At 52.5% G+C, this 23,040-nt stretch carries 22 protein-coding genes; 13 read left to right on the top strand and 9 right to left on the bottom strand.

Annotated elements, in window-relative coordinates; all coding sequences use genetic code 11:
• Window positions 1–23: 23 nt before the first annotated feature.
• On the bottom strand, window positions 24–563 hold the full coding sequence (infC, locus tag AB1K62_RS10325; protein WP_367003687.1) for a translation initiation factor IF-3: 540 nt from the start codon (window positions 561–563) through the stop codon (window positions 24–26).
• Between the two features lie 125 nt (window positions 564–688).
• On the bottom strand, window positions 689–2,695 hold the full coding sequence (gene thrS, locus AB1K62_RS10320) for a threonine--tRNA ligase (RefSeq protein WP_367003463.1): 2,007 nt from the start codon (window positions 2,693–2,695) through the stop codon (window positions 689–691).
• Window positions 2,696–3,065: 370 nt separating this feature from the next.
• Here thrS and AB1K62_RS10315 point away from each other — a divergent pair, with 370 nt between their 5' ends.
• From AB1K62_RS10315 to AB1K62_RS10305, 3 genes are read left to right on the top strand one after another with little or no spacing between them, the layout of a single operon-like run.
• Complete coding sequence (locus AB1K62_RS10315) at window positions 3,066–3,416, top strand: hypothetical protein (RefSeq protein WP_367003462.1); 351 nt, start codon at window positions 3,066–3,068, stop codon at window positions 3,414–3,416.
• 10 nt (window positions 3,417–3,426) lie between these two features.
• The gene (locus AB1K62_RS10310) at window positions 3,427–4,176 is read left to right on the top strand and encodes an alpha/beta hydrolase (protein WP_367003461.1); all 750 of its coding nucleotides are present in this window, start codon (window positions 3,427–3,429) and stop codon (window positions 4,174–4,176) included.
• A gap of 39 nt (window positions 4,177–4,215) precedes the next feature.
• A complete protein-coding gene (locus AB1K62_RS10305; protein ID WP_367003460.1) occupies window positions 4,216–5,016 on the top strand; it encodes a hypothetical protein in 801 nt (266 codons plus the stop codon).
• Between the two features lie 27 nt (window positions 5,017–5,043).
• Here the strand turns inward: AB1K62_RS10305 and AB1K62_RS10300 are convergent, their stop codons facing one another.
• Together AB1K62_RS10300 and AB1K62_RS10295 are read right to left on the bottom strand one after the other, a co-directional pair.
• The gene (locus AB1K62_RS10300) at window positions 5,044–5,823 is read right to left on the bottom strand and encodes a DUF4163 domain-containing protein (protein ID WP_367003459.1); all 780 of its coding nucleotides are present in this window, start codon (window positions 5,821–5,823) and stop codon (window positions 5,044–5,046) included.
• Between the two features lie 23 nt (window positions 5,824–5,846).
• Window positions 5,847–6,581 (bottom strand): SIMPL domain-containing protein, encoded by a 735-nt coding sequence (locus AB1K62_RS10295; protein ID WP_367003458.1) that lies wholly within the window; start codon window positions 6,579–6,581, stop codon window positions 5,847–5,849.
• A 111-nt stretch (window positions 6,582–6,692) separates the two neighbouring features.
• Between AB1K62_RS10295 and AB1K62_RS10290 the strand changes: the two genes are divergently transcribed.
• Window positions 6,693–7,133 (top strand): VOC family protein, encoded by a 441-nt coding sequence (locus AB1K62_RS10290; protein WP_367003457.1) that lies wholly within the window; start codon window positions 6,693–6,695, stop codon window positions 7,131–7,133.
• A gap of 1 nt (window position 7,134) precedes the next feature.
• Here AB1K62_RS10290 and AB1K62_RS10285 read toward each other — a convergent pair whose 3' ends face one another.
• Window positions 7,135–8,868, bottom strand: coding sequence for a diguanylate cyclase (locus AB1K62_RS10285; protein WP_367003456.1), 1,734 nt, complete (start codon window positions 8,866–8,868; stop codon window positions 7,135–7,137).
• 163 nt (window positions 8,869–9,031) lie between these two features.
• On the opposite strand from AB1K62_RS10285, the gene gloB reads away from it, so the two are divergent.
• The gene (gloB, locus tag AB1K62_RS10280; RefSeq protein WP_367003455.1) at window positions 9,032–9,754 is read left to right on the top strand and encodes a hydroxyacylglutathione hydrolase; all 723 of its coding nucleotides are present in this window, start codon (window positions 9,032–9,034) and stop codon (window positions 9,752–9,754) included.
• 86 nt (window positions 9,755–9,840) lie between these two features.
• Window positions 9,841–10,260, top strand: a complete 420-nt coding sequence (locus AB1K62_RS10275; protein ID WP_367003454.1) for a hypothetical protein — start codon at window positions 9,841–9,843, stop codon at window positions 10,258–10,260.
• Between the two features lie 38 nt (window positions 10,261–10,298).
• Here AB1K62_RS10275 and AB1K62_RS10270 read toward each other — a convergent pair whose 3' ends face one another.
• The 3 genes from AB1K62_RS10270 to AB1K62_RS10260 all read right to left on the bottom strand — a co-directional run bounded on the left by AB1K62_RS10270 (window position 10,299) and on the right by AB1K62_RS10260 (window position 15,076).
• The gene (locus tag AB1K62_RS10270; RefSeq protein WP_367003686.1) at window positions 10,299–12,056 is read right to left on the bottom strand and encodes an AMP-dependent synthetase/ligase; all 1,758 of its coding nucleotides are present in this window, start codon (window positions 12,054–12,056) and stop codon (window positions 10,299–10,301) included.
• A 202-nt stretch (window positions 12,057–12,258) separates the two neighbouring features.
• Window positions 12,259–13,980, bottom strand: coding sequence for a gamma-glutamyltransferase (gene ggt, locus AB1K62_RS10265; protein WP_367003453.1), 1,722 nt, complete (start codon window positions 13,978–13,980; stop codon window positions 12,259–12,261).
• 37 nt (window positions 13,981–14,017) lie between these two features.
• Window positions 14,018–15,076 carry a quinone-dependent dihydroorotate dehydrogenase gene (locus AB1K62_RS10260; RefSeq protein WP_367003452.1) on the bottom strand — a complete coding sequence of 353 codons (1,059 nt, stop codon included), beginning with the start codon at window positions 15,074–15,076 and terminating at the stop codon, window positions 14,018–14,020.
• Between the two features lie 236 nt (window positions 15,077–15,312).
• On the opposite strand from AB1K62_RS10260, the gene AB1K62_RS10255 reads away from it, so the two are divergent.
• The 3 genes from AB1K62_RS10255 to AB1K62_RS10245 all read left to right on the top strand — a co-directional run bounded on the left by AB1K62_RS10255 (window position 15,313) and on the right by AB1K62_RS10245 (window position 18,925).
• Window positions 15,313–16,476 (top strand): isovaleryl-CoA dehydrogenase, encoded by a 1,164-nt coding sequence (locus AB1K62_RS10255; RefSeq protein WP_367003451.1) that lies wholly within the window; start codon window positions 15,313–15,315, stop codon window positions 16,474–16,476.
• 179 nt (window positions 16,477–16,655) lie between these two features.
• Window positions 16,656–18,143: a SulP family inorganic anion transporter gene (locus tag AB1K62_RS10250; protein ID WP_367003450.1), complete on the top strand. Its 1,488-nt coding sequence runs from the start codon at window positions 16,656–16,658 to the stop codon at window positions 18,141–18,143.
• Window positions 18,144–18,292: 149 nt separating this feature from the next.
• A complete protein-coding gene (locus tag AB1K62_RS10245) occupies window positions 18,293–18,925 on the top strand; it encodes a glutathione S-transferase family protein (protein WP_367003449.1) in 633 nt (210 codons plus the stop codon).
• Between the two features lie 27 nt (window positions 18,926–18,952).
• Here the strand turns inward: AB1K62_RS10245 and AB1K62_RS10240 are convergent, their stop codons facing one another.
• Window positions 18,953–19,465: a sterol desaturase family protein gene (locus AB1K62_RS10240; RefSeq protein WP_367003448.1), complete on the bottom strand. Its 513-nt coding sequence runs from the start codon at window positions 19,463–19,465 to the stop codon at window positions 18,953–18,955.
• Between the two features lie 132 nt (window positions 19,466–19,597).
• Between AB1K62_RS10240 and leuC the strand changes: the two genes are divergently transcribed.
• From leuC to AB1K62_RS10220, 4 genes are all read left to right on the top strand, one after another.
• Complete coding sequence (gene leuC, locus AB1K62_RS10235; protein ID WP_367003447.1) at window positions 19,598–21,025, top strand: 3-isopropylmalate dehydratase large subunit; 1,428 nt, start codon at window positions 19,598–19,600, stop codon at window positions 21,023–21,025.
• Between the two features lie 9 nt (window positions 21,026–21,034).
• Window positions 21,035–21,301 carry a hypothetical protein gene (locus AB1K62_RS10230; RefSeq protein WP_367003446.1) on the top strand — a complete coding sequence of 89 codons (267 nt, stop codon included), beginning with the start codon at window positions 21,035–21,037 and terminating at the stop codon, window positions 21,299–21,301.
• Window positions 21,298–21,891, top strand: a complete 594-nt coding sequence (leuD, locus tag AB1K62_RS10225; RefSeq protein ID WP_367003445.1) for a 3-isopropylmalate dehydratase small subunit — start codon at window positions 21,298–21,300, stop codon at window positions 21,889–21,891. The genes AB1K62_RS10230 and leuD overlap by 4 nt, the downstream gene beginning before the upstream one ends.
• A gap of 74 nt (window positions 21,892–21,965) precedes the next feature.
• Window positions 21,966–22,967 carry an NADPH:quinone oxidoreductase family protein gene (locus tag AB1K62_RS10220; RefSeq protein ID WP_367003444.1) on the top strand — a complete coding sequence of 334 codons (1,002 nt, stop codon included), beginning with the start codon at window positions 21,966–21,968 and terminating at the stop codon, window positions 22,965–22,967.
• The last annotated feature ends 73 nt before the right edge of the window (window positions 22,968–23,040 follow it).

The following is a 23,040-nucleotide window of genomic DNA, read 5'->3' as shown; positions in this document are numbered from 1 at the left end:
GTGCGGGAATGACGGGGTGATGTTTATTTGGGGCACAGCACCATTAACATCTGCCGGCCTTCCAGCTTTGGATAGGCTTCGACCTTCGCGGTTTCTTTCATGTCTTCCTGCACACGCTGCAACAATTGCATCCCAAGCTGCTGGTGCGACATTTCACGACCACGAAAACGCAGGGTGACTTTTACCTTGTCGCCATTGTCGATAAATTTGGTGACGTTTTTCATCTTCACCATATAATCATGATCGTCGATATTCGGACGCATCTTGATTTCTTTAACGTCCTGCACTTTTTGCGTTTTACGCGCCGCATTAGCCTTTTTCTGGGCTTCATATTTGAATTTGCCGACGTCAAGGAATTTTGCGACTGGCGGGGAGGCATTCGGGGATACTTCTACGAGATCGAGGCCAACTTCCTTGGCTCGCTCAATCGCTTCGCCCGTATTCATTACGCCAAGGTTTTCACCTTTATCGTCAATGACCCGAACAGTGCCCGAAATAATCAAATTGTTGAAACGCGGACCGCCTTTGACGGGCGGCGTTGGACGGCGTGGTGGTGCAGCTATGTTATATACTCCTGATTGCTATAATGAAGCGGCCAATAGCGTTAAATCGCTTCGGTCGCAAATTATTCTGTATATCTAATGTCTAACAGCGTCCGGATCAATGGGCGGAATCACGAACAATAATGTCAATTTGCCGCTTCTTTCAGATCGGGGGCCAGAGCTTCTTCTTTCAACATCGCAACCGCTTCTTCCAGCGTAAGGAAGAGCTGTTCCTTCTGGCCCAATTTGCGTAGGGCAACCTTGCCCTCTTCGGCCTCGCGCATGCCCACGACCAATATATTAGGCACTTTGGCGAGCGAATGTTCGCGCACCTTATAGTTGATTTTTTCGTTACGCAGATCGGCTTCCACCCGGATTCCGGCAGCTTTCAGCTTTGCGGTTACTTCTGTTGCATAGTCATTGGCATCCGTCACAATCGTTGCAACAACCGCTTGCGTGGGGGCCAGCCAAGATGGCATGCGTCCGGCATGATGTTCGATCATGATGCCCAGAAAACGCTCGAACGTGCCCAATATCGCGCGGTGCAGCATGACGGGGCGGTGGCGTGCGCCATCCTCGCCAATATAGCTGGCATCGAGCCGTTCTGGCAGGACATAGTCTAGCTGGATCGTCCCGCATTGCCACGTCCGGCCAATCGCGTCGGTCAGGTGAAACTCCAGTTTTGGCGAATAGAAAGCGCCTTCACCCTCCAGCTCTTCCCACGCATATTCTTCGCCCGCACGGCCCGCCTGATGCACGGCATCGCGCAAATTCTGTTCCGCCTTGTCCCACATTTCGTCGCTACCAAAACGCTTTTCGGGACGCAGCGCCAGTTTGATCGCATAGCTTTCAAAGCCGAGATCCTTGTAGATTTCGTCAAGCAGATCACAAAAATGCCGGACTTCATCGACAATCTGGTCCTCGCGACAGAAAATATGCGCGTCATCCTGCGTAAATTGTCGCACGCGGAGCAATCCATGGAGTGCGCCGTGCGGTTCGTTTCGGTGACAGCAACCAAATTCCGCCATACGCATCGGCAGGTCGCGGTAACTTTTGATTCCCTGACGGAAAATCAGGACATGCGCCGGACAGTTCATCGGTTTCAAAGCCATCATATCGGCATCTGCAGAGATAACCGGCGCATCATCGTCCACATTGGGCACTTCGTCGGGTACCACGAACATATTTTCGCGATATTTACCCCAATGGCCCGATGCTTCCCACTGGCGGGCATCCATGATTTGCGGGGTTTTGACTTCTTTATAGTCCGCGCCGTCCAGCTTGCGCCGCATATAGGCTTCCAGCTCGCGCCACATCACATAGCCCTGGCTGTGCCAGAATACTGATCCTTGCGCTTCGGGTTGAAAGTGGAATAGGTCCATTTCCTGACCCAGCTTGCGGTGATCGCGCTTGGCCGCTTCTTCCAGCCGGACCAGATGCGCCTTGAGCTGTTTCTTGTTGAGCCAGCCCGTGCCGTAAATACGCGACAATTGCGGATTGCGCTGATCACCGCGCCAATAGGCACCGGACACGCGCGTCAATTGAAAGGCTTGCGGGTCAAGTTTGCCGGTAGAGGCGAGATGCGGACCGCGGCACATGTCCATCCAGTCATCACCGGACCAGTAAACCGTAATTTCATCATCTTCGGGAAGCTCGGCCGCCCATTCTGCCTTGAATGTCTCTCCGTCTTTTTCCCACAGCGCGATCAGGTCATTGCGGTCCCACACTTCGCGGCGCAATGGTTTGTCAGCCTTGATAATCCGGCGCATTTCCTCTTCGATCTTGGGCAGGTCGTCGTCGGTAAACGGATCTCCCGCGGGCGCAAAATCATAATAAAAGCCGTCATCGGTGGAAGGGCCAAAGGTGATTTGCGTACCGGGATACAGGTTTTGCACCGCTTCGGCTAACACATGGGCAAAGTCGTGACGCGCCAGTTCAAGCGCCTCCGCTTCGTCGCGCGAAGTGATGAGCGCCAGTTCGGTATCATCTTCCAATGGCCGCGTGATGTCGCGGATCTCGCCGTCAATGCGCGCAGCCAAAGCCGCCTTGGCAAGGCCGGGGCCAATATCGGCGGCAATTTGCGCCGGTGTCGTACCCGATGCCACTTCACGCGCGCTGCCGTCGGGAAGGGTGATTTTTATCATCTTGGTCATGGGTACATGTATCTCTTAAGTTCACTAAGTTCACACCAAGGAACCGTGGCAAACAGCGATTCATGGCTTTTATTGACTTAGGCCGTGGTCCCGCCAAGTCAACCGCGGCGTTCATAGACGGATGGCTCTTGGTAGGAAAGGATTTTAAGTCATGCACAGCATCAAATCATTAATCCTTCATGCCGACTCCATCTGCGTCATTCCCGCGAAGGCGGGAATCCAGCTATCAAAGCCGTGCAGAGTAAGCTGGATTCCCGCCTTCGCGGGAACGACGGTATGGAGTGTAGGGAGGGCGGATTTCATCTCAACCATTTTGCAAACATATTAGGGTATAGGTCTATAACTTACTGCAAAATAAGGGTAATTCTTCATGGACGATAATATTTCCATCTGGCACCGCGAAACAAAGGGTGCGCGCAAGCGCTCTGTCCGGATGGAAACGATTGGCAAGACTTTTCTGTTCTATGAAAATGAATGGCGTAGCGAAGCCTATTATTTTGGCGATCTGGTGTATCGCGGCCTGAAGGGTGGTTCACATATTTTCGGTCTTGAGGACGGGATCAAGGCGCGTCCGCATTGGCAAGTTGGTTTTATCGGTTCGCCGCCAGCACAGCTTTCCGGATTATTACCCAAATTGAAACGCCCCGCATTGGGCCGTGGCGCGATGGCCGTGATCGCTATTCTATGTTTGGTAATTGTCTATTTAGCTGCTGCCGCTTAATAAGCGGGCTATGGAAGATGAAATACACTATCTCGAACGCCCCGGCGGGGCTAATCTGGCTTATTGTTACCACCCAGCCAAACCGGGGGTAAAGGGCAGCACGCTGGTATTTCTGCCCGGCTATATGTCGGATATGGAAGGTGGCAAGGCACTGGCGCTTGATGCATGGGCAAAGGAACAAGGACGCGCGATGTTGCGGCTTGACTATGCCGGATGCGGAGCAAGCGGCGGCGCATTTGAAGAACAGAGCCTGACCGGGTGGCGCGATGATGTGCTTTTCCTGATCGAGAAACTGACATCCGGTTCGCTCACACTGGTCGGATCATCCATGGGCGGGTGGCTGATGCTGCTTGTGGCGCTCGCGCGGCCTATGCGGGTGAAGGCGATAGTCGGTATTGCCGCGGCGCCCGATTTCACCGACTGGGGTTTTTCACAAGACCAGAAAATGACCATCCTGCGCGAAGGCAAGCTGGAAGAACATAGTGAATATAGCGATGATCCCTATGTCACGACCAAGATATTCTGGCAGTCCGGTGAAGCTAATCGCCTGCTCCACAAGGAAGAAATTGCCTTTGATGGTGCGGTGCGATTGCTGCACGGACAGGAAGATGCCGATGTGCCATGGCCTTATGCAATCGAAATCGCCAAGAAAATACGTTCAGCCGATGTGCAGGTGCATCTGGTAAAAGATGGCGATCACCGCTTGTCACGCGATCAGGATATTCATCTTTTGATTGATGTGGTGTCACGGCTTTCTTGAAGCCCTGATTTGGCCGTATGCCTCGATTTGGATGTTCGTATGTTTATAACTCTTGCTTTGGCTCTTGCCGCTCCGGATTATCAAGCTAGTCCTGATCAACCTGTTCCCGAGCAGGCTGGTTCCGGTCTGTCGGTTCCCATGACGATGACCGAAGTGCGGTTTAACGAATGTGTTGATCTGGCGGTGGATGACCCGCCTAGCGGGATTGTCGCAGCCAATAAATGGCGCATGGAAGGTGGCGGATTTTTGGCCCGGCACTGTCTGGGATTTGCTTATGCCGAGCAATTTAACTGGAGCGCGGCCACCACAAGTTTCGTAGAAGCCGCGCGTGAAGCAGAGATTGCCAAATATCCCCGGACAGCCAATTTCTGGGCACAGGCTGGCAATGCTGCCCTGGCTGGAGATCAGCTGGAAAAAGCGCTGGAATATCTTAATGCCGCTTTGGTGCAAAATAGCCTGACGGGCTTGCAAAAGGGCGAGGTGCATCTGGACCGCGCACGCGTGCATGTTGCGATGGATAATTATGATGCCGCCAGAGAGGAATTTGCAATGGTCCAAAAACTGGCCCCGCAAGACCCGCTGGGCTGGCTTTTATCCGCAACTTTGGCGCGTCGTCAAAATGATCTGGCACTGGCCAAGGCGGATATTCAGGTAGCTGCCAAGCTGGCTTCGCAAGACCCGGCGATTGCGCTGGAAGCGGGTAATATCGCTTATGCAGGCGGTGATCTGGTCGAGGCAAAAGCCAATTGGGAAAAGGCGGTAAAGATGGACGCCCAAAGCCGCTCAGCTAAAGCAGCGCAGAAATATCTTGAGCAATTAGCAACCGACGTTTCGCAATAGGTCTGCTTATACCTAATCGGGCTGAGCTTATCTAATCGCAAAATGCTTGCGATATTCGGGTTTGACCGCGCTGATAATCGTCCGTGTCACGGGTAGGTCCACCTGATAGGAACCCTCGACATAAGGCCCGGCTTCATAGGGAGCAACGTTGATAGACACAGTGTCAAAACGCGCGCCCTTTGCCGATCCCAATATCACGGTCTGTTCCGAGGGAGTGATACATGCGTCAAAACCATCCTCGCTATTGGCGTCTACGGGATGACCGCGCTTTTCCGCGCGCTGGATATTTAACTGTTCGCAAAACGCCTTTTGCAATGCCTGATCAAATCTTTCTGCGCCAAATAATGCCATGGTTTCGACCGGCCCGTCAGCATTTTTGTCCCACAGCAGGCTGGTGGTTGTGGACATGCCATGTGCGCCGCCAAGATATTGATATATGCTGCGCGACAGGCTGATGTAGGTGGAGGTTTCTGCTTCCTCGGTCCATAGGACCTGATAATCATAGGGCTTAAGCCTGTACCCATTTCCCATTCTGGCCACTGCCTCTGCATGGTCGCGGTCGGAATCTGCGGAAAAAATTATAGCCTCGCCCAGAGCTTTGTTGCTCAGGTAGCCGGACAAAGCCGGCTCACGGGCCAGCGCCTTAGGGTAGCTATACAGGAACCTATGGTTTTCTGTTTCGGCAGTTATGCCATAAGTCTCCGGAGTTTCGGCAGTATCATCTGTAGCAGCCTTTAACGGACTAAACGACAGCATGGCGGGCAGGAGGAGAGCGCCCATGAGATTCCGGACGTTACGATAGTGCATGATGCTGGCTTAAGCTCCTGTGTTTAATCGAGATAGAAATTAACTGTCGTGACAACGCGCACTTTTTTATAGGGCGTATCAGTCACGCCATATCCGCCGCCATCTCCATCGCGGGAGTTGATCGAGAAATAGCCTTGGGTTGCGGATTTGATCCCGCCGACATCGGTTCCGCTGTCTTCGGCAAATTGCTGGGCAGCTTTGCGGGCGTCTTTGGTGGCCTCTGCGACCATTGCCGGTTTAATGTCTTCAAGCTTGGTGAAATTATAGCTCATGCCCGACCCGTCCTCCAGCACAACGCCGCGGCGGACCAGATCAAATTGGCGGGCAACGGCGGCCTGTGCTTTTTCAATATCAGTGGTGCGAAGAGAAAGCCGCTGGCGGATTGTATATTGGGGAATACCGTTATTCGTATATTGATTGACGTTGACGCCCGTGGGTTTCAGCGCATCTGCTTCAAAGCCAAGTTCGCTAAAAAACTTGCTAATCGCTGCGGTATCGGCATCAATGTCGGCTTGCGCTGTGGCAAGGTTACTGCTCTGAGCACTATAGGCGATGGTCCAGGTTGCCAGATCCGCTGTCACTTCACGTTCAGAAAGCCCGCGCACTGTGACGCTACGGTCTGCCATTTTGGAACGGAGCAACCCATCGCCAAGCAGATAGCCGCCAACAATCATCCCGATGGTCAGCAGTCCTGCGCTGGCCAACAAAACATTGTTTCGCTTTCCTAGAATCCCCCCATTGTCAGTATATTCGCTCATAGTGCTTTCCCTCCCGTTCCTATCATTCTAAACTATATTGACTGAGACATTCGGACATTGCGTCAGCCGCGATGAACCGTGTCTGAATAACGATAAACGGAGTTCCCCTCTATGCCAATTCAATATCTACACACCATGTTGCGGGTCAGTGACCCCGATGCAACAATACAGTTTTTCAACCTCCTTGGCCTTGAAGAAGTGCGCCGCTATGATAGCGAGCAAGGCCGCTTTACACTTATCTTTCTCGCCGCACCGGGCCAAAAAGACATCGCAGAAGTTGAATTAACCTATAACTGGCCCAGCGAAGATAGCCCCCCGGAAGAATATGACGAAGGGCGCAATTTTGGCCATCTCGCTTACCGGGTCGATAATATTTACCAGATTTGCCAGACATTGATGGATGCCGGTGTGACAATCAACCGGCCTCCACGCGACGGACATATGGCCTTTGTGCGGACACCGGACAATATATCGGTAGAATTATTACAGGCCGGTGATGCTTTGCCGGCGCAGGAGCCATGGGCCAGCATGGAAAATATCGGTCACTGGTAGCTTATGCCGCGTCACGAGTGCCCCTTGGTATTTGTGGCAAGTCAAAGCTGATGACCTGGTTTCGGCCATTATTCTTGGCAGTATAAAGCCGCCGGTCGGCCACGGACATAGTTGATCGCAGCGATGACTGTTCGGTAATGGCGGCAATTCCAGCGGAAAATGTAACGGGATCTTTGATTACCGGAACGTGCCGGTGCACCGCCCGGATCAGGCTTTCGCATATCCGGGTCAATTCTGTGGCGGGAGGCTCTTTGCGGTTCTCCCGTCCGTCCTTTGCAAGCAGTAACGCAAACTCCTCACCACCAATACGGGCAGCAAAATGACGTGTTTTTTGTAGTTCCTGACCAACAATCCGCAACACGTCATCACCCACTTCGTGCCCGTATAAATCATTAACGCGCTTAAACAGATCAATGTCCAAAATGGCAAGATGATCATAGCTTTGGTTGCCGCGATTTACCTTGAAGGCATTTTCAAATGCACGGCGGTTCCCGATGCTGGTCAGGCCATCAGTTTCTGCGAGCAATGTCAGTTCAGCCTGTTTAAGTAACGTGTCTTCATGAGCAAGTCGCAACTGCATGATGCGGTGGGCGACACCAAAGGCCAATATGATTGTTTCAGCGACCAGTACGAAATACAGGCCGTAATCCATTGCCGGAATACCAACATAAACATCCATGCCGCGCAAGATACGATCAAGAGTGAAGCAAAGGATCGGGGTCCAGGCTATTATTTGATACCAGATTGCTTGGCTGCCCCGCCGCCACGCGTGGAACATCGAATATATAACAACGAAGAAATAAGGCAGGAAGGCTGCGTGGTAATAGTGACGCCCTTCCAGATTATATCCCCCATCAAAACGCAGGGCCAGAGCGGTGACAAATACCGGAAACACCGCTGTTAGTAGAATGGTCGATTCTAACCATTTGGCTATTTTTCCTGGTTCTATGTAACGAACCAGAAAGAAGCCGCTGGCCGCAATGGCGATTGCCAAAGTCCAGTAATTAAGCAGGAATTTAGTCGTCAGTGTAGTGTCCGGAAAGGCAATGAAAATCAGGCCGGAAGAACTGAATGTATAGATCACACTGGCTGTAATCATAAGACTATGCCAGAGCAAAAAGCTGTGACGAAGCGCGCCATAGAAGAAAATATTATAGAAAAGAGGCATGAGCGCCATGCCGCACAGGATAGCGAACATCACTGACAGGGGCAGCACAAGTTTGTTCGACGCTTCCTTTGATGCAAGTTGCAAAAGCAAAATGGAGCTGGACACTTTGGGATTGTTCATCGCAACATAGACATGTTGGATATTCTGCCGGATTTGCGGATCTTCAGAGCCTGGCACGACCAGTCCGAAATAGCCTTTGGGCCGCCAGCTATGGATGACTTCGCTTTCCGAAAATTCAGCAGAGCGAACGCTGCCGTCATCAAGAACGGCATATAAAGCCATGGATGAGAGGCCGCTACTATCGCTCTGGACCTCGACCGCACCATCTTGAATGGCAGCATCCTTGAACGGTATTTTGACCCATACGCGCGGCCCGCTAACTGCATATTTCTGGTCAGAGCAGTCAAATTTGTCACTGACCCTTAATATATCGTCGATGGTGCCGTTTATAGCTGTGCTATATGTACACAGCTCATTAGACAAAGGAACGGCAGCGTGCGTCGGACCGGAAAACATCGGTGCAATGAAAAATATAAATAATGCCAGAAATGCAGCGGGTAGGCGCAAATTTCGGCCCTTTCTAATGGATCGTTCCGGGAAAGCTTTCGTTCAAATTCAAAAGCTTTGCCCTCGTTTTTTTTCTATGTTCGAGTTCATAGTTGCTAAGCGGCATTGGTTATTTTGTCGTTAACCCTCGACAGGGAAGATACTGTGTCCTAAATTACCAGCCATGCTTGAAATCATCCGTATTCCCGTATTGTCCGACAATTATGTCTGGCTGGTCCATGAAGCGGTTTCCAAAGAAACCATGGTCGTTGATCCTGCTGTGGCCGAGCCGGTATTGGCCGAGGCGGACAAGCGCGGTTGGAAAATTACCCAGATATGGAACACCCACTGGCATCCCGACCATACCGGCGGTAATGCGGCAATCAAGGAAGCGACGGGATGTCATATCACTGGCCCCGAAGCGGAAAAAGACCGTATTCCGACGTTGGATACTCTGGTGAAACAGGGGGATACAGTGCGTCTGGGCGAAGTTGTGGCCGATGTGATCGACGTTCCGGCCCATACAGCGGGGCATATTGCTTTTCACCTCGCAAAGGAAAAAATCGTGTTTGTCGGTGATACGCTTTTCGCAATGGGCTGTGGTCGCCTGTTTGAAGGTACGGCGGCGCAAATGTATGATAATATGCAAAAACTTTCAAAATTGCCCAGCGATACGAAGGTTTATTGCGCTCATGAATATACACAGGCCAACGGCGAATATGCGCTGGTCGCAGAGCCGGACAATCAGGCACTCAAAGAGCGTATGGAGAAAGTCCTGGCTGCGCGGAGCAGGGGAGAGGCAACAGTTCCGACCACAATTGCACTGGAATTAGCAACGAACCCGTTCATGCGGGCGTCATCGGTTGAGCAATTGGCAGAACGACGGGAAGCGAAAGATAATTTCTGAACCCGGTTTCGGTTTTCTGCAACTTTATGGTATAATGAGGACTTGGATTGCCGTTTAAGGAACGGTTCGCGGGGCAATGGAGAAACATGATGCGTAAAATCATATTTACTCTGCCGCTGGCATTGATGCTTGCTGCACCAGCCGCATATAGCGGTACGGCTGAAGTCAAAATTAGCGAAAAGGATCAAGCCAGGTTTGACAATCTTGTCGAAGGCCGAACTGCTGGCGAGCCTGTGAGTTGTATCAGCCGGGCTGATCAGGAGAGGCTAACAGTGATCGGTGACAAATATCTGGTCTATCAGCGTAGCAGCAATCCCAAGACTATCTATGTGAATGAACCTTATGGTGGATGCAGAAATGCGGAACATTATACATTGGTAACGCGCAAATCCACGTCGCGCCTATGTCGTGGAGAGATTGCGCGGGTCAAGGATCTGCAATCGGATATAGTCATCAATAGCTGTAGCTTCAGTGATTTCGTGCCTTATACCAAAATGTCAGATTGAATATAATTTAGCGCGACACCTAGGCTCGTTAATTTGTCCTATTTCCTGTAAAGGGCGTTAAGACGCTCTTCATAGCGGTCACGAATGATGTGGCGGCGGATCTTCATGCTGGGCGTCAGCTCTTCATTTTCGATTGCGAACGGTTCGTCGGCAAATTCAAACCGGCGGACTTTTTCGGTTACGGACAGGCTATTGTTCACACGGTCCACCGCTTTGCCAACCGCCGTTTTGAAGGCGGGGTTGGCCTGTAGTTTCAAAAAGTCATAGGTCATGCCTTCTTCGCGTGACCATTCCAGTGCCCATTCCGGGTCCGGCACAATCAGGCCAACCATATAAGGCCGTCTGTCACCGGCAATCATGGCTTGGAGAATCTCCGGTTGCAGTGTCAACATACCCTCAACCTTTTGCGGAGCGACATTCTCCCCCTTGTCGTTGACGATCAGGTCTTTTTTCCGGTCGGTAATCGCAAGCCGTCCAGCCTCGTCAATCATGCCGATGTCGCCGGTATATAGCCAGCCGTCCTTTATCACGCGTTCGGTTTCGGCCTGATTGCGCCAATAGCCTTTCATGACCAGTTCGCCGCGAACCATTATTTCACCATCCTCGGCAATTTTCACCTCTGTATCAATCATCGGCGGGCCTACTGTATCCATCTTCAGGCCAGCCCGCGGACGGTTACAAGAGATAATCGGCCCGGACTCGGTTTGGCCATAGCCCTGCAAGAGTGTCAGTCCGAGTGATTGGAAAAACACACCAATTTCCGGATTTAACGGCGCTCCGCCGGATACCATGGCTTTAATCCGGCCACCAAAGCGTTGTTGAACCTTGGGGCGGAGGGTTTTGTCCAGGAAAATATCCATCGGTTTGTCACGCAAACGCCTTTTTCCGTCTGCCTCACGTTCCTCCATAGCTATCGCCTTGCCGAGCAGATAGCTGGGCATTTTGCCCTGTTTTTCAACCGTTTTGATGAGCCGCTGGCGTAGCACTTCAAACAGGCGAGGCACCACAACCATGATGGTAGGCCGAACCTCCTCAATATTGGAAGCGAGCTTCTCCAGCCCTTCCGAATAATATATCTCTGCACCCAGCCCCATCGGGAAAAATTGACCGGCGCTATGTTCATAGGCGTGGCTCAGCGGCAGAAAAGACAGAAAAACCTCATCATCCCAGCCAAAATCATTTTCGATGACTTCCGTCGGACCTTTGACATTATGCAATATAGCGCCATGTGATTGCACCACCCCGCGTGGCTTACCGCCAGTGCCGCTGGTATATATGATACAGGCAACATCTTCGCGGGTTATATCAGCAACTTGAGCCGTCACTTCAGCGACATCTTCATCGCTGCCCTGCACCAGATTGTTCCACTGGAGGATTGAAAATTCCCCCGATTGCCCGATGCGAAGATCGGAAAAGCCGATGACTATATCTGCTTCCGAGGATTTTAATACCGCCGGTATCAGATTTTGTGCCAGTTTCTGATTTGCGACGACCACGGCCTTTGCGCCGCTATTATCCAAAATATGCTGATGATCGCCCGGCGTGTTGGTGGTATAGGTCGGAACAGTGATGCACCGCGCCGCCATGATGGCCAGATCGGTGATGCACCATTGGGGGCAATTGTCGGATACCAGCATGATGCGGTCCCCCGGTTTTAGGCCCAATTTTTGAAAAGATTTGGCCAGCGCCGCAACTTGCCGCGCGGCTTCCGCCCAACTGATTGCCTGCCACTGGCCGTCGATTTTGGCACTTAAAAACGGTTTGTCTCCACCCTCGCGCGCGCGCTGGAAAAACATGGAAACCAGATTTGGGAACCCGTCAAATTCCAGATAGCGGTTCTTCTTCGTTTTTGCTGACACTCTATTCACCCTCTCGCGCGGCTTATAATATCAAAGGCTTAGCACCATCGGAAACACAGGCTAGCGCGGATAAAACTATCCGGCAATCTTTTAGGATATGGTTTCGATGGTCATTCGGTAATATCAGAATATTTCTATATTACGGAAGCCTGCTAACTGCCTCTCCAGTGCTGCGCGGGTCCACTGCGCCGACCCAGCCCGCATCGGTTTTCTGCGCGCCGGCAAGTTTTGAGGGCAGGCCGCCAGTTTCAACAACATGACCGAGCCGGGTCAGCGCATCTTGCAATTTTTCCAGATCGCTGCCCTCCTCGACGATCAAGCCGGATTGGTTGAAATAGATATTGGGCATCGCCATCGCGTCTTTTAGCGACATTCCGTAATCCAGCACGCCAATCAGTGTTTTGGTTACATGCATGATAATCCGCTTGCCACCCGCAGAACCCAAAGCGAGTATCGGTTGTCCATTTGCATCATAGACAATGGTTGGTGACATAGAGGAAAGAGGGCGTTTGCCCGCTTGCACTCGGTTCGCCACAGGTGCGCCATTTTTTTCCGGCGCAAAGGTGAAGTCGGTCAATTCGTTATTCAAAACCATACCGCGGGCGAGTAGCTGGCTGCCGAATGGTCCTTCGACGGTTGACGTCATATTGGCAATATTGCCCTGTTTATCGACGGCGGTGAAATGGGTTGTGCCAGCCACTTCCGACGATATAGCGGCGGTGCGCGGAGTTGCTCCGGGCGGGCTACCGGCGGGATAGGTTTCTACGTCCGGAACCCGCGTCCGTGCGCCTTGCAAGCTGATCAGGGCTGAACGTTTGGCAAGATAGCGCTTGTCGATCAGGCCCGCGACCGGCACGGAAACAAAACCCTGATCCGCCAGATATTTTTCACGGTCGGCATAAGCAAGCTGCATGGCCTCCCCGATCACATGCCATGCGCGGGCCGGTTCGTTTTTATAAAGCGCGCCCATATCAAAACGCTCGATAGAGCCGAGTATTTGCAGCACGGTTGTCGCGCCCGAAGAGGGCGGCCCCATGCCGCAAATCCGGTATTCACGGTAGCTGGAGCAAACCGGCGCGCGCAATATGGCGCTGTAATTGGCGAAATCCTGCTGCGTCAGCGTGGACGGATTGCTTGGCGCGTTGGCCACCGCCGCAGAAATGGCTGCGACGGTCTTGCCCGTGTAAAAGGCATCTGCGCCGCCAGCCTGCAATTCGCGAAGCAATGTGCCCAGTTCAGGGTTTTTGATGATCGTGCCGCGCGGAGCCGCTGCGCCGTCACGCCAGTAAAGCTTTTGCATGGCAGGAAAATCTACCCAGAGTTTTTCAAGCCGTTTTATCCAGTCATGCTGCGGCGCGCTGACCGCATAGCCTTGCTCGGCCAGTTTAATCGCGGGTTTGAAGAGTTTTTCCCATGGCAGCTTGCCCCATTTTTTGTGCGCCATTTCCATTAATCGCATATTGCCGGGGACACCGACAGATTTTCCGCCCGGAATCGCTGAACGATAGCCCATGGGCTGACCGTCTTTATCCAGAAACCAGTCGGAACTGGCCGCTGCGGGGGCGGTTTCCCGCCCGTCAATTGTTTCCATCCAGCCAGTTTTGCCGTCATGATGCAAAAAGAATCCACCGCCGCCAATGCCGCTGGATTGCGGTTCCACCACGGTCAATACCAGCATCATCGCCATTGCGGCGTCAGTGGCGGACCCGCCGGCCTGTAATATTTCAAAACCGGCCTTGGTGGCTTCGGGATGGGCGGAAGCAGCAGTGCCGGAATATTGCGCGCTTGCCGAAGTGGCCAGTGCCGGAACAGCCGAAAGTGTGAGGAAGGAAAAAGCGAATAAAGTCAGCAGTTTTTTCATGCCGCCAAGTTTATGGACGGCTCACTGCTTTGGCAAATCATTTATGGGCGCATCCCACCGCATCGGCAACTGAGGAAAATCCGTCGCGTTTCAAAAGCCGAGCCAAGCCGCAGCTCATAGACCGGACCATTAACGGGCCTTCATAGATCATTGCGGTATACAGCTGCACCAGTGAGGCTCCGGCTTTTATCCGCTCATAGGCATCATCTGCATTAGCAATCCCGCCAACACCGATTAACGGAATTTTGCCGCCGCTAACAGCGTAAAAATCCTTTAACCGTTGCAGCGCAAGGTCTTTCAAGGGCGCGCCAGACAGGCCGCCGGTTTCGTCTTTACTGGCCGACCGTAATGAAGGCCGCGTAATGGTTGTGTTGGAAACAATCAGCGCGTCGATATTCTGTTTGACCGTGACATCGACAATATCATCAATATCGGCAGGCTCCAGATCAGGCGCAACTTTCAGGAAAACCGGAACTTTCCGGGCGCTGCCTGCCACTGTATCGCGTGTCTCCATGACGGCTGCAAGCAATTCTTCCAGCGCGCCCTTGTCCTGTAAGGCTCGAAGGCCCGGCGTATTGGGTGATGATATATTGATCGTAAGATAGTCCGCCAGCGGTGCCATGTTTCTAACGCCGATAACATAATCGGCAATGCGGTCGTCACTGTTCTTATTAGCACCGATGTTTATGCCCAGCACGCCGTTACCCATGCGGTTACGCATCCGTTTCAGGCGCGGCGCGGCGGTTTCCTGACCATCATTATTAAAGCCTAAACGGTTGATAACGGCCTTGTCTTTGGCCAGCCGGAATATGCGCGGTTTAGGGTTTCCGGGCTGTGGCAACGGTGTCAAAGTGCCGACCTCTGCAAAGCCAAAACCCATGCGGATCAGCGTATCTGGCACTTCACCATTTTTATCAAAGCCGGGGGCCATGCCGATGGGATTGGGGAAATTCAAACCGGCCAGCGTGGTAGCCAATATGGGATCGGATTTAGGTGCCGGCCCAAGCGGCAGTGCTTTTAATCCGGCGATAGTCAGCCCATGGGCTTTTTCGGCATCAAGCGAGAAAATAAACGGGCGTGCAAGGTCATAGAGCATGATCGGGCCTATGGCAGCGAGAAAGAAACGGCGCAATATGCTTGTGTAGGGGAATGATGACTTAAACCACTACAGGGGCAAAAGAGACAATTCTGCTATCATAGCTCCGGCTATCTCTCCGGCCAACTCTATACCCGTCTCTACATCTATCTCTACACCTATCTCTCAGGCCGGAATTGACTAGAAGCTGACGCCAAATCTGTTAAACGGGTAATCATATTGCAAAGGACAATAATATGATCGCCACCCCTGAATTTGATTTCCAGCTTGGTGAAATGGCCGACCAGATCCGCGATACGACACGGCGCTTTGCTGAAGAAAAAATCATGCCTCTGGCGCAGAAAATGGATCGTGAAGACTGGTTCCCGCGCGAACTTTGGGAGCAGATGGGCGATCTGGGTTTGCACGGAGTGACCGTTGAGGAAGAGCATGGCGGTTTGGGTCTTGGCTATTTGGAGCATGCTATTGCGGTGGAGGAAGTTAGCCGGGCCAGCGCCGCACTGGGGCTTAGTTACGGGGCGCATAGTAATCTATGCGTCAACCAGATCCGCCGCTGGGCCACACCGGAGCAAAAGGCAAAATATTTGCCGAAACTGATTTCCGGCGAGCATGTCGGTTCGCTGGCCATGTCAGAGGCCGGGGCAGGGTCCGATGTCGTAAGCATGAAGCTGAAGGCCGAAGCGGTGCAGGGCGGATATATTCTGAACGGCACGAAATTCTGGATTACCAATTCAACCGATGCCGATACTCTGGTGGTATATGGAAAAACCCGGCCCGAAGCGGGGTCAGGTGGCATAACCGCTTTTCTGATAGAAAAGGGTATGAAAGGTTTTTCCATCGGCCAAAAAATCGAGAAAGTCGGTATGAAAGGCAGCCCTACCGCAGAACTCGTGTTCGATGATTGCGAAGTTCCGGAAGAAAATGTCATGGGGCCGATTAACGGCGGCGTAGGCGTGTTGATGTCCGGACTGGATTATGAACGGGCGGTGCTGGCCGCTATCCCGCTCGGCCTGATGCAGGCCTGTCTCGATACGGTCATCCCCTATGTTCGGGAGCGCAAGCAATTTGGCAAACCGATTGGCACGTTCCAACTGATGCAGGGCAAGATTGCCGATATGTATGTCCGTCTGAACAGTGCGCGTTCCTATGTCTATGCCGTCAATAAAGCCTGTGACAGCGGCCAGACAACCCGATTTGATGCGGCTGGCGCTATCATGTATGCGTCGGAGAGCAGCGTTCGCGTGGCCGAGGAATCGGTGCAGGCACTGGGCGGCGCGGGCTATACAACCGACTGGCCGGTGGAGCGGTATTGGCGCGACAGCAAGCTGCTCGACATTGGCGCGGGAACCAATGAAATCCGGCGGATGCTGATCGGGCGTGAGCTGATCGGCGGGAATTGATCGGAGGGGTCTGAATAGCGAGGTCTGAATAGCGGGGCCCTCACAATCACGCGCTCATCGTTCAAACATGGAATAGGGCCGTGTGCTTGACCCCGTCTAATCAATAGATTAAAGCCGCGACCAGTGATGTTGCAGCGCAGCATTTCAATCTAAAAATACATTCAGCGGGGGCCAATAGCATGGCGATACACAGCGATTTCAAACGCGACTGGCTTTCCAATCCGAAAACCGAATTTCTGGCCGGACTGGTTGTGGCTTTGGCCCTGATTCCCGAAGCCATCGGTTTTGCAATCATTGCCGGGGTTGATCCGCGTGTAGGGCTTTATGCCAGTTTCTCGATTGCGGTGATTATCGCTATGGTCGGTGGGCGTCCGGGCATGATTAGCGCCGCAACCGCGGCTGTCGCGGTGCTGGTGGTTCCGCTGGTGCGCGATCATGGCGTCGAATATCTATTCGCCGCAACGATATTAATGGGCGTTTTTCAGGGGATTGCCGCTTTATTAAGGCTCGATCTGCTGATGCGCTTTGTATCGCGGTCGGTGATTACCGGCTTTGTCAACGCACTGGCGATCCTGATTTTCATGGCGCAGCTTCCCCAGTTGACCGGCGAAGCCTTTACTATGCAGACCTATGCGATGGTCGCTGCCGGTCTGGCGATTATCTATGGCTTGCCAAAATTGACCAGTTTGGTGCCATCACCACTGGCGGCGATCATTGTGCTGGCGGGGGTGAGCATATATTTCAAAGTGGATGTTTCGACCGTCGGCGATATGGGTGAATTGCCCGACAGCTTGCCATGGCTACATATTCCGCAGGTTCCGCTAACTTGGGAAACTTTGCAGATTATTGCGCCTTTCTCTCTGGCGATGGCTGCGGTCGGCTTGCTGGAATCGCTGCTCACCGCTTCAATAGTCGATGATATGACAGAAACACGCAGCGATAAACGGCGTGAAACCTATGGGCAGGGCATTGCCAATTTCATCACTGGCTGGATCGGCGGCATGGGCGGCTGTGCGATGATCGGCCAGTCTGTCATCAACATTAAATCAGGTGGCCGTCGGCGGCTTTCTACTTTTGTTGCAGGCGTGATGCTTTTGGTTCTGATTGTCGGATTGGGGCCGCTAGTAGCGCAAATCCCTATGCCTGCCCTGGTCGCTGTAATGATATTTGTGTCGGTCAGCACGTTCCGCTGGAAAAGCTTTGTCGAAGCTGCCCATCACCCGTGGCCATCCAATGTCGTTATGCTGGCAACTGTTGTAATGGTGGTGGCCACGCATGATTTGTCCATCGGGGTGCTGACGGGTGTCTTGCTCTCTGGCATATTCTTCGCATGGAAGGTGCGTCAGCTTGTCACTATTCAGGATTTTATCGAAGTGACAACGCACCGCTATGTCTTTGCCGGTCAGATTTTCTTTGGCTCTGTTGATATGCTTTATGAGGCAATGGAGTTTAACGAAGAAGGCATTGATACGGTGATCATTGATGTGCACGACGCGCATTTCTGGGACATTTCGGCGACGGGTATGCTCGACAAGATTGTCGACCGGCTAAAAGGTGAGGGCAAAAAGGTTGAGGTAATCGGCCTGAATCAAGCCAGCGCGACATTGGTCGAGAAATATAGCGAAAATGATCGGCCGTTTGAAAGTCTGGGCGTCATCGGGCACTGATTGACGGGGTCTTAAAGCCACAGTCATTTTGTGCCTGCGATGATGGCGTTTGCAGCATGGCGATGATGTTAATAGAGCGGCAAACACTGTTTTTGTTGTTTGTCCTACAGACACCATCTAGGCTCTAGGAAAAACCACAGGAGACCACCATGATCAAACTGCACCATCTGGAATATAGCCGCTCAACCCGGATTATCTGGCTGTTTGAGGAATTGGGCCTGAAATACGATATGGTGCGGCATCAACGGCATCCTGAAACCATGCGGGCACAAGCAGACCTCGCGGCGATACATCCGCTGGCCAAAGCGCCGACGGTTATTGTCGATGACCATCTGATGATGGAATCGGGCGCAATTATTGAATATATTCTGGAACAATATGGCGAAGGCAGGCTGGCTCCGGCGGTGGGGTCAAAGGATCGCGCCGAATATCTCGAATGGTTGCATTTTGCCGAAGGGACATTGGCCAATCCGGTTATTATCCAGATGCTTGCTCCCCGTTTTGGCGGACTGGGTGAGGGCTATGCACCGTTTGTTGAAGGAGAGGTGGTCAAGCTGCTCGACTATGTAGAGCATCATCTCGACAATCGTGAATATATGGTCGGGGACGGGTTCACGGGCGCCGATATCAATATCACCTATGTCATCGAACTGGCGATGGCGGGCGGGATGCTTGCCAATCGTCCCGCTTCCATGGCTTATGGCAAGCGGATGATGGCACGGGCGGCTTACAAGAAAGCGATTGAACTGGGTGGGCCGGTTGTTCCCACGTTGGCGGGGTAGAACTGGCAGGTTAAGATCCGCTGTTGGTCAGGCAGACTCCCTGACCACAGCTTTTCCGGTTTCGCGCTGAACCTTTAATTCGGCTTTCAGCTTTGCCGGATTGCGGGCAAATATAAAACCGAAGCTCACGCCGCCTTCCTTGCCGATGGTGGCGTGATGCAGTTTATGCGCCTGCACAAGGCGTTTGGCATAGCCTCGCTTCGGAACATATTTAAAGTAACGTTGATGCACCAGGCCGTCATGGATTAACGTGTAAATAATACCGTAGAATAATATGCCCAGCCCGATCCATGTGCCCGGCTCCCACGCAGCAGCGCCCATAATCATCGGGCTGCCGACCATGAACATCGAAATGCTCATCAGCGCACCGGCTATGCCGTAAAGGTCATTTTTCTCCAGCAGTTTGTTATGCGGTTCATGGTGATCGCGGTGCCAGCTCCAGCCGAAACCGTGCATGATATATTTGTGTGCAGACCAAGCGACAATCTCCATCGCTATGACAGAAGCAAATATGGTAGCAAGGATTGCAAATAGACTCATGGGATGAGAATACGCCTTTCGGAAGTGCTTTTGAAGACACTTCTCCCTTGCAAGGCCAATTGATCTCGGTAAACGGGGCACCATATAGATTTATAAAGCCATATAGATACATAAGGACGGTATAAATAAGGAATGACCGAAGCAAAAACCCTGTATGAGAAAATTTGGGACGCGCATGTAGTGGATCAGCGCGATGATGGCACTGCGCTTATTTATATCGACCGCCATCTGGTGCATGAAGTTACCAGCCCACAGGCGTTCGAAGGGCTACGCAAGGCCGGTCGCAAGGTGCGACGACCTGATCTGACACTCGCTGTTCCCGATCATAACCTGCCGACAACAGCGCGCATTGATGCCGATGGTAATAAGATTCCCATTGCCGACCCGCAAAGCGCGGCTCAGCTTGAAGCGCTGGAGGCCAATGCGCCTGCAAATGGTATCAAATATATCGGTGCCAGCGACAAGGAGCAGGGCATTGTCCATGTTATCGGTCCCGAACAAGGGTTTACGCTACCCGGCACGACATTGGTCTGCGGCGACAGCCATACGGCGGCCCACGGCGCATTGGGCGCGCTGGCTTTTGGTATCGGAACCAGTGAAGTCGAACATGTTCTGGCGACGCAGACACTGCAATTGTCACGCTCAAAAACCATGGAGATCCGGGTTGAGGGCTTGCTTGGCCCCGGTATCAGCCCCAAAGATTTGATCCTTCATATCATTGGTGTGATTGGCACGGCGGGCGGAACCGGCCATGTAATCGAATATCGCGGAGAGGTTTTTGATCAGATGTCGATCGAGGGGCGGTTGACAATAGCCAATATGTCAATCGAAGCGGGCGCTCGCGCAGGATTGATCGCACCGGATGAGAAAACCTTTGCTTACCTGAAAGGTCGCCCGATGGCTCCGAAAGGTGCTGATTGGGATGCTGCGGTCGCATATTGGAAAACATTGCCAACCGATGAAGGCGCAACATTCGACAAAAGCGTTACGATCAACGCAGCCGATGTTGTGCCAACCGTAACATGGGGCACCAGTCCGGAAGATGTTGTTCCGGTTACGGGCCATGTCCCCGATCTTGAGAGTTTTGCAGATCCTTCCAAACAGGATGCGGCCCGTAAGTCTCTGGAGTATATGGGGCTTTCAGCCGGGCAGGCGTTAAGCGATGTGGCGGTGGAAAATATTTTTATCGGTAGTTGCACCAACAGCCGGATAGAAGATCTGCGCGCTGCCGCAAAAGTGCTGGAAGGCCGCAAAATTGCCGCTGGCATAAAATGGGCGATCATCGTTCCCGGATCGGGACTTGTGAAAGCGCAGGCCGAGGAAGAAGGGCTGGACAAGATATTTATTGATTCGGGTTTTGAATGGCGTGAACCGGGATGTTCGGCCTGTCTTGGTATGAATCCGGATAAAGTACCGCCGGGTGAACGCTGTGCGTCGACATCCAATCGCAATTTTGTCGGGCGTCAAGGGCCGGGTGCGCGAACCCATCTCATGTCTCCTGAAATGGCCGCAGCCGCCGCGATTAAGGGCAAGCTTACAGATATTCGTGAACTAGGATAAGATTTAGCTATGGCAGATGACAAGAAACAGCCTGAAGTTGAAGGTTCTGAATCAAAGAAAACCGATACCAAGGGCGGTGATAGTAAAAATGACAAATGGACTACCGGTGCCAAAGTCGGCGCGGCGGTCGGCTCGGCTGCGATTGCAGCGGCGTTAATCTATGCCGGGCGGCACAAGATGCGTAAGCTGGATGAATTTAAAACTCCCAAGCCGAAAGCGGGCATCCGCTATGAAAATGAGCCGGTTGATGATGCTATTGAAGAGGAAGAAGAATGAAGCCGGTAAAAAAGGTCGAGGGGCGTGCTATTCCCTTTGGTCAGAAAAATGTCGATACCGATGTGATTATTCCCGCGGCATGGCTTAAAACCATATCGCGGGAAGGGCTGGGCCAGGGTGCGTTTGAAACGGTCCGTGCACAAGAGGGTAATGTGTTTGATGATCCCGAATATGCCGGGGCTCCTATCTTGATTGCCGGTGATAACTTCGGGTGCGGATCCAGTCGCGAACATGCGGCATGGGCGCTGGAAGATATGGGTATCAAGGCGATACTTGCTCCCAGTTTTTCGGACATATTTTCCGGCAACGCTTTCAAGAACGGTCTGCTTGCCATCGCGCTTCCGCAAGAGGCGATAGACCGGTTGATGGAGGTCGCAAAGACCGACCCGATCACGATAGATATGGAAAGCATGAGTGTGACGACCCCGTTTCAGGATCGTTTTTCGTTCACCATGGACCCTTTCCGGCAAAAATGTTTGATGGAAGGGCTTGATGAAATTGACCTGACAATGGCCAAGTCCAATGCCATAAAAGCTCATGAACAACATATTGATTCTGTGCAGCCATGGCACAGGCCAGTGGCGGAATAGCTGTATCACTATAAGGTCAGATCATTTTTAAGGCCGGATTTAACTGGCCAGAAATATTATAACAGGAGAAGATAATGAAGGCATTAATGTCTACAAAGGTTGGCGGTCCCGATAGTCTGGAAATGCTTGAGGTTGATAGTCCGGTAGCAGGCAAGGGGCAGGTGGTCATTGATGTCAAAGCCTGTTCGATCAACTATCCCGATGTCCTGATTATCCAGGATCTCTATCAATTCAAACCACCCCGGCCCTTTGCGCCCGGCGGAGAGGTATCGGGCATCATTACCGAAATTGGCGAAGGGGTGAACGGCTTTGCCGTGGGCGACCGTGTGGCGTCCACAACCGGCCATGGCGGTCTGGTTGAAAAAGTGGCGGTTAACGAAAACAGCCTATTCAAGATTCCCGATAGTGTCAGCTTTGAAGACGCATCTGCATTGATACTCACCTATGGCACGTCGATCCACGCGCTCGTCGATCGCGGGCATATCAAAGAAGGCGACACCTTACTGGTGCTTGGAGCGTCCGGCGGCGTCGGTATCGCAGCGGTTGAGCTGGGTAAAGCATTTGGCGCTCGGGTTGTAGCTGCGGTATCCTCTGAAGAGAAAGCCGCATTTGCCAAAGCGGCTGGCGCGGATGAAACGGTTGTTTACGCACGCGCGCCTTTTGACAAAGACCAGTCCAAAGCATTGGCGACGCAGTTCAAGGAGGCTGTCGGCCCCAATGGCGCAGATGTAATTTATGATGCGGTTGGCGGCGATTACAGTGAACCGGCAGTGCGTTCCATTGCATGGGAGGGACGTTTCCTGGTTGTCGGTTTTCCTGCCGGCATTGCAAAATTACCGCTTAATCTGACTTTGCTGAAGTCCTGTGATGTTTGCGGAGTATTCTGGGGCGCTTATGCAGCGCGCGACCCTGCTGGTAATCGGGCACATATCGACCATTTGTTCAAACTGTGGGACCAGGGCAAGATTCAACCACGCGTATCGGAAGTATTCGACTTTGCTGATGCTGGAAAAGCGATTCAGAAATTAGCAGATCGCGGTGCGATTGGTAAGCTGGTGGTGAAAGTGGCAGAATGATTTTTACGGGCCTCTTGCCGACTGTGCGGGCAATGCCTATTTCTATTCAACAAGATCCAGTAATGGATAAACG

The organism is Parasphingorhabdus sp. JC815 (assembly GCF_040717415.1).
Classification (GTDB): domain Bacteria; phylum Pseudomonadota; class Alphaproteobacteria; order Sphingomonadales; family Sphingomonadaceae; genus Parasphingorhabdus.
Note: the sequence above shows the minus strand (reverse complement) of the source record. Positions and strands in the feature narration are given on the sequence as shown.

Excerpts from the sequence above, each read along its gene's own strand:
- thrS (WP_367003463.1), bottom strand. The coding sequence starts at position 2,695 with ATGACCAAGATGATAAAAATCACCCTTCCCGACGGCAGCGCGCGTGAA.
- AB1K62_RS10305 (WP_367003460.1), top strand. The coding sequence starts at position 4,216 with ATGTTTATAACTCTTGCTTTGGCTCTTGCCGCTCCGGATTATCAAGCT.
- AB1K62_RS10300 (WP_367003459.1), bottom strand. The coding sequence starts at position 5,823 with ATGCACTATCGTAACGTCCGGAATCTCATGGGCGCTCTCCTCCTGCCC.
- AB1K62_RS10275 (WP_367003454.1), top strand. The coding sequence starts at position 9,841 with ATGATGCGTAAAATCATATTTACTCTGCCGCTGGCATTGATGCTTGCT.
- AB1K62_RS10240 (WP_367003448.1), bottom strand. The coding sequence starts at position 19,465 with ATGAGTCTATTTGCAATCCTTGCTACCATATTTGCTTCTGTCATAGCG.
- AB1K62_RS10310 (WP_367003461.1), top strand. The coding sequence starts at position 3,427 with ATGGAAGATGAAATACACTATCTCGAACGCCCCGGCGGGGCTAATCTG.
- leuC (WP_367003447.1), top strand. The coding sequence starts at position 19,598 with ATGACCGAAGCAAAAACCCTGTATGAGAAAATTTGGGACGCGCATGTA.
- AB1K62_RS10250 (WP_367003450.1), top strand. The coding sequence starts at position 16,656 with ATGGCGATACACAGCGATTTCAAACGCGACTGGCTTTCCAATCCGAAA.
- AB1K62_RS10295 (WP_367003458.1), bottom strand. The coding sequence starts at position 6,581 with ATGAGCGAATATACTGACAATGGGGGGATTCTAGGAAAGCGAAACAAT.
- AB1K62_RS10315 (WP_367003462.1), top strand. The coding sequence starts at position 3,066 with ATGGACGATAATATTTCCATCTGGCACCGCGAAACAAAGGGTGCGCGC.
- AB1K62_RS10220 (WP_367003444.1), top strand. The coding sequence starts at position 21,966 with ATGAAGGCATTAATGTCTACAAAGGTTGGCGGTCCCGATAGTCTGGAA.
- ggt (WP_367003453.1), bottom strand. The coding sequence starts at position 13,980 with ATGAAAAAACTGCTGACTTTATTCGCTTTTTCCTTCCTCACACTTTCG.
- leuD (WP_367003445.1), top strand. The coding sequence starts at position 21,298 with ATGAAGCCGGTAAAAAAGGTCGAGGGGCGTGCTATTCCCTTTGGTCAG.
- AB1K62_RS10290 (WP_367003457.1), top strand. The coding sequence starts at position 6,693 with ATGCCAATTCAATATCTACACACCATGTTGCGGGTCAGTGACCCCGAT.
- AB1K62_RS10260 (WP_367003452.1), bottom strand. The coding sequence starts at position 15,076 with ATGCTCTATGACCTTGCACGCCCGTTTATTTTCTCGCTTGATGCCGAA.
- gloB (WP_367003455.1), top strand. The coding sequence starts at position 9,032 with ATGCTTGAAATCATCCGTATTCCCGTATTGTCCGACAATTATGTCTGG.
- AB1K62_RS10230 (WP_367003446.1), top strand. The coding sequence starts at position 21,035 with ATGGCAGATGACAAGAAACAGCCTGAAGTTGAAGGTTCTGAATCAAAG.
- AB1K62_RS10245 (WP_367003449.1), top strand. The coding sequence starts at position 18,293 with ATGATCAAACTGCACCATCTGGAATATAGCCGCTCAACCCGGATTATC.
- AB1K62_RS10255 (WP_367003451.1), top strand. The coding sequence starts at position 15,313 with ATGATCGCCACCCCTGAATTTGATTTCCAGCTTGGTGAAATGGCCGAC.
- AB1K62_RS10270 (WP_367003686.1), bottom strand. The coding sequence starts at position 12,056 with ATGTTTTTCCAGCGCGCGCGCGAGGGTGGAGACAAACCGTTTTTAAGT.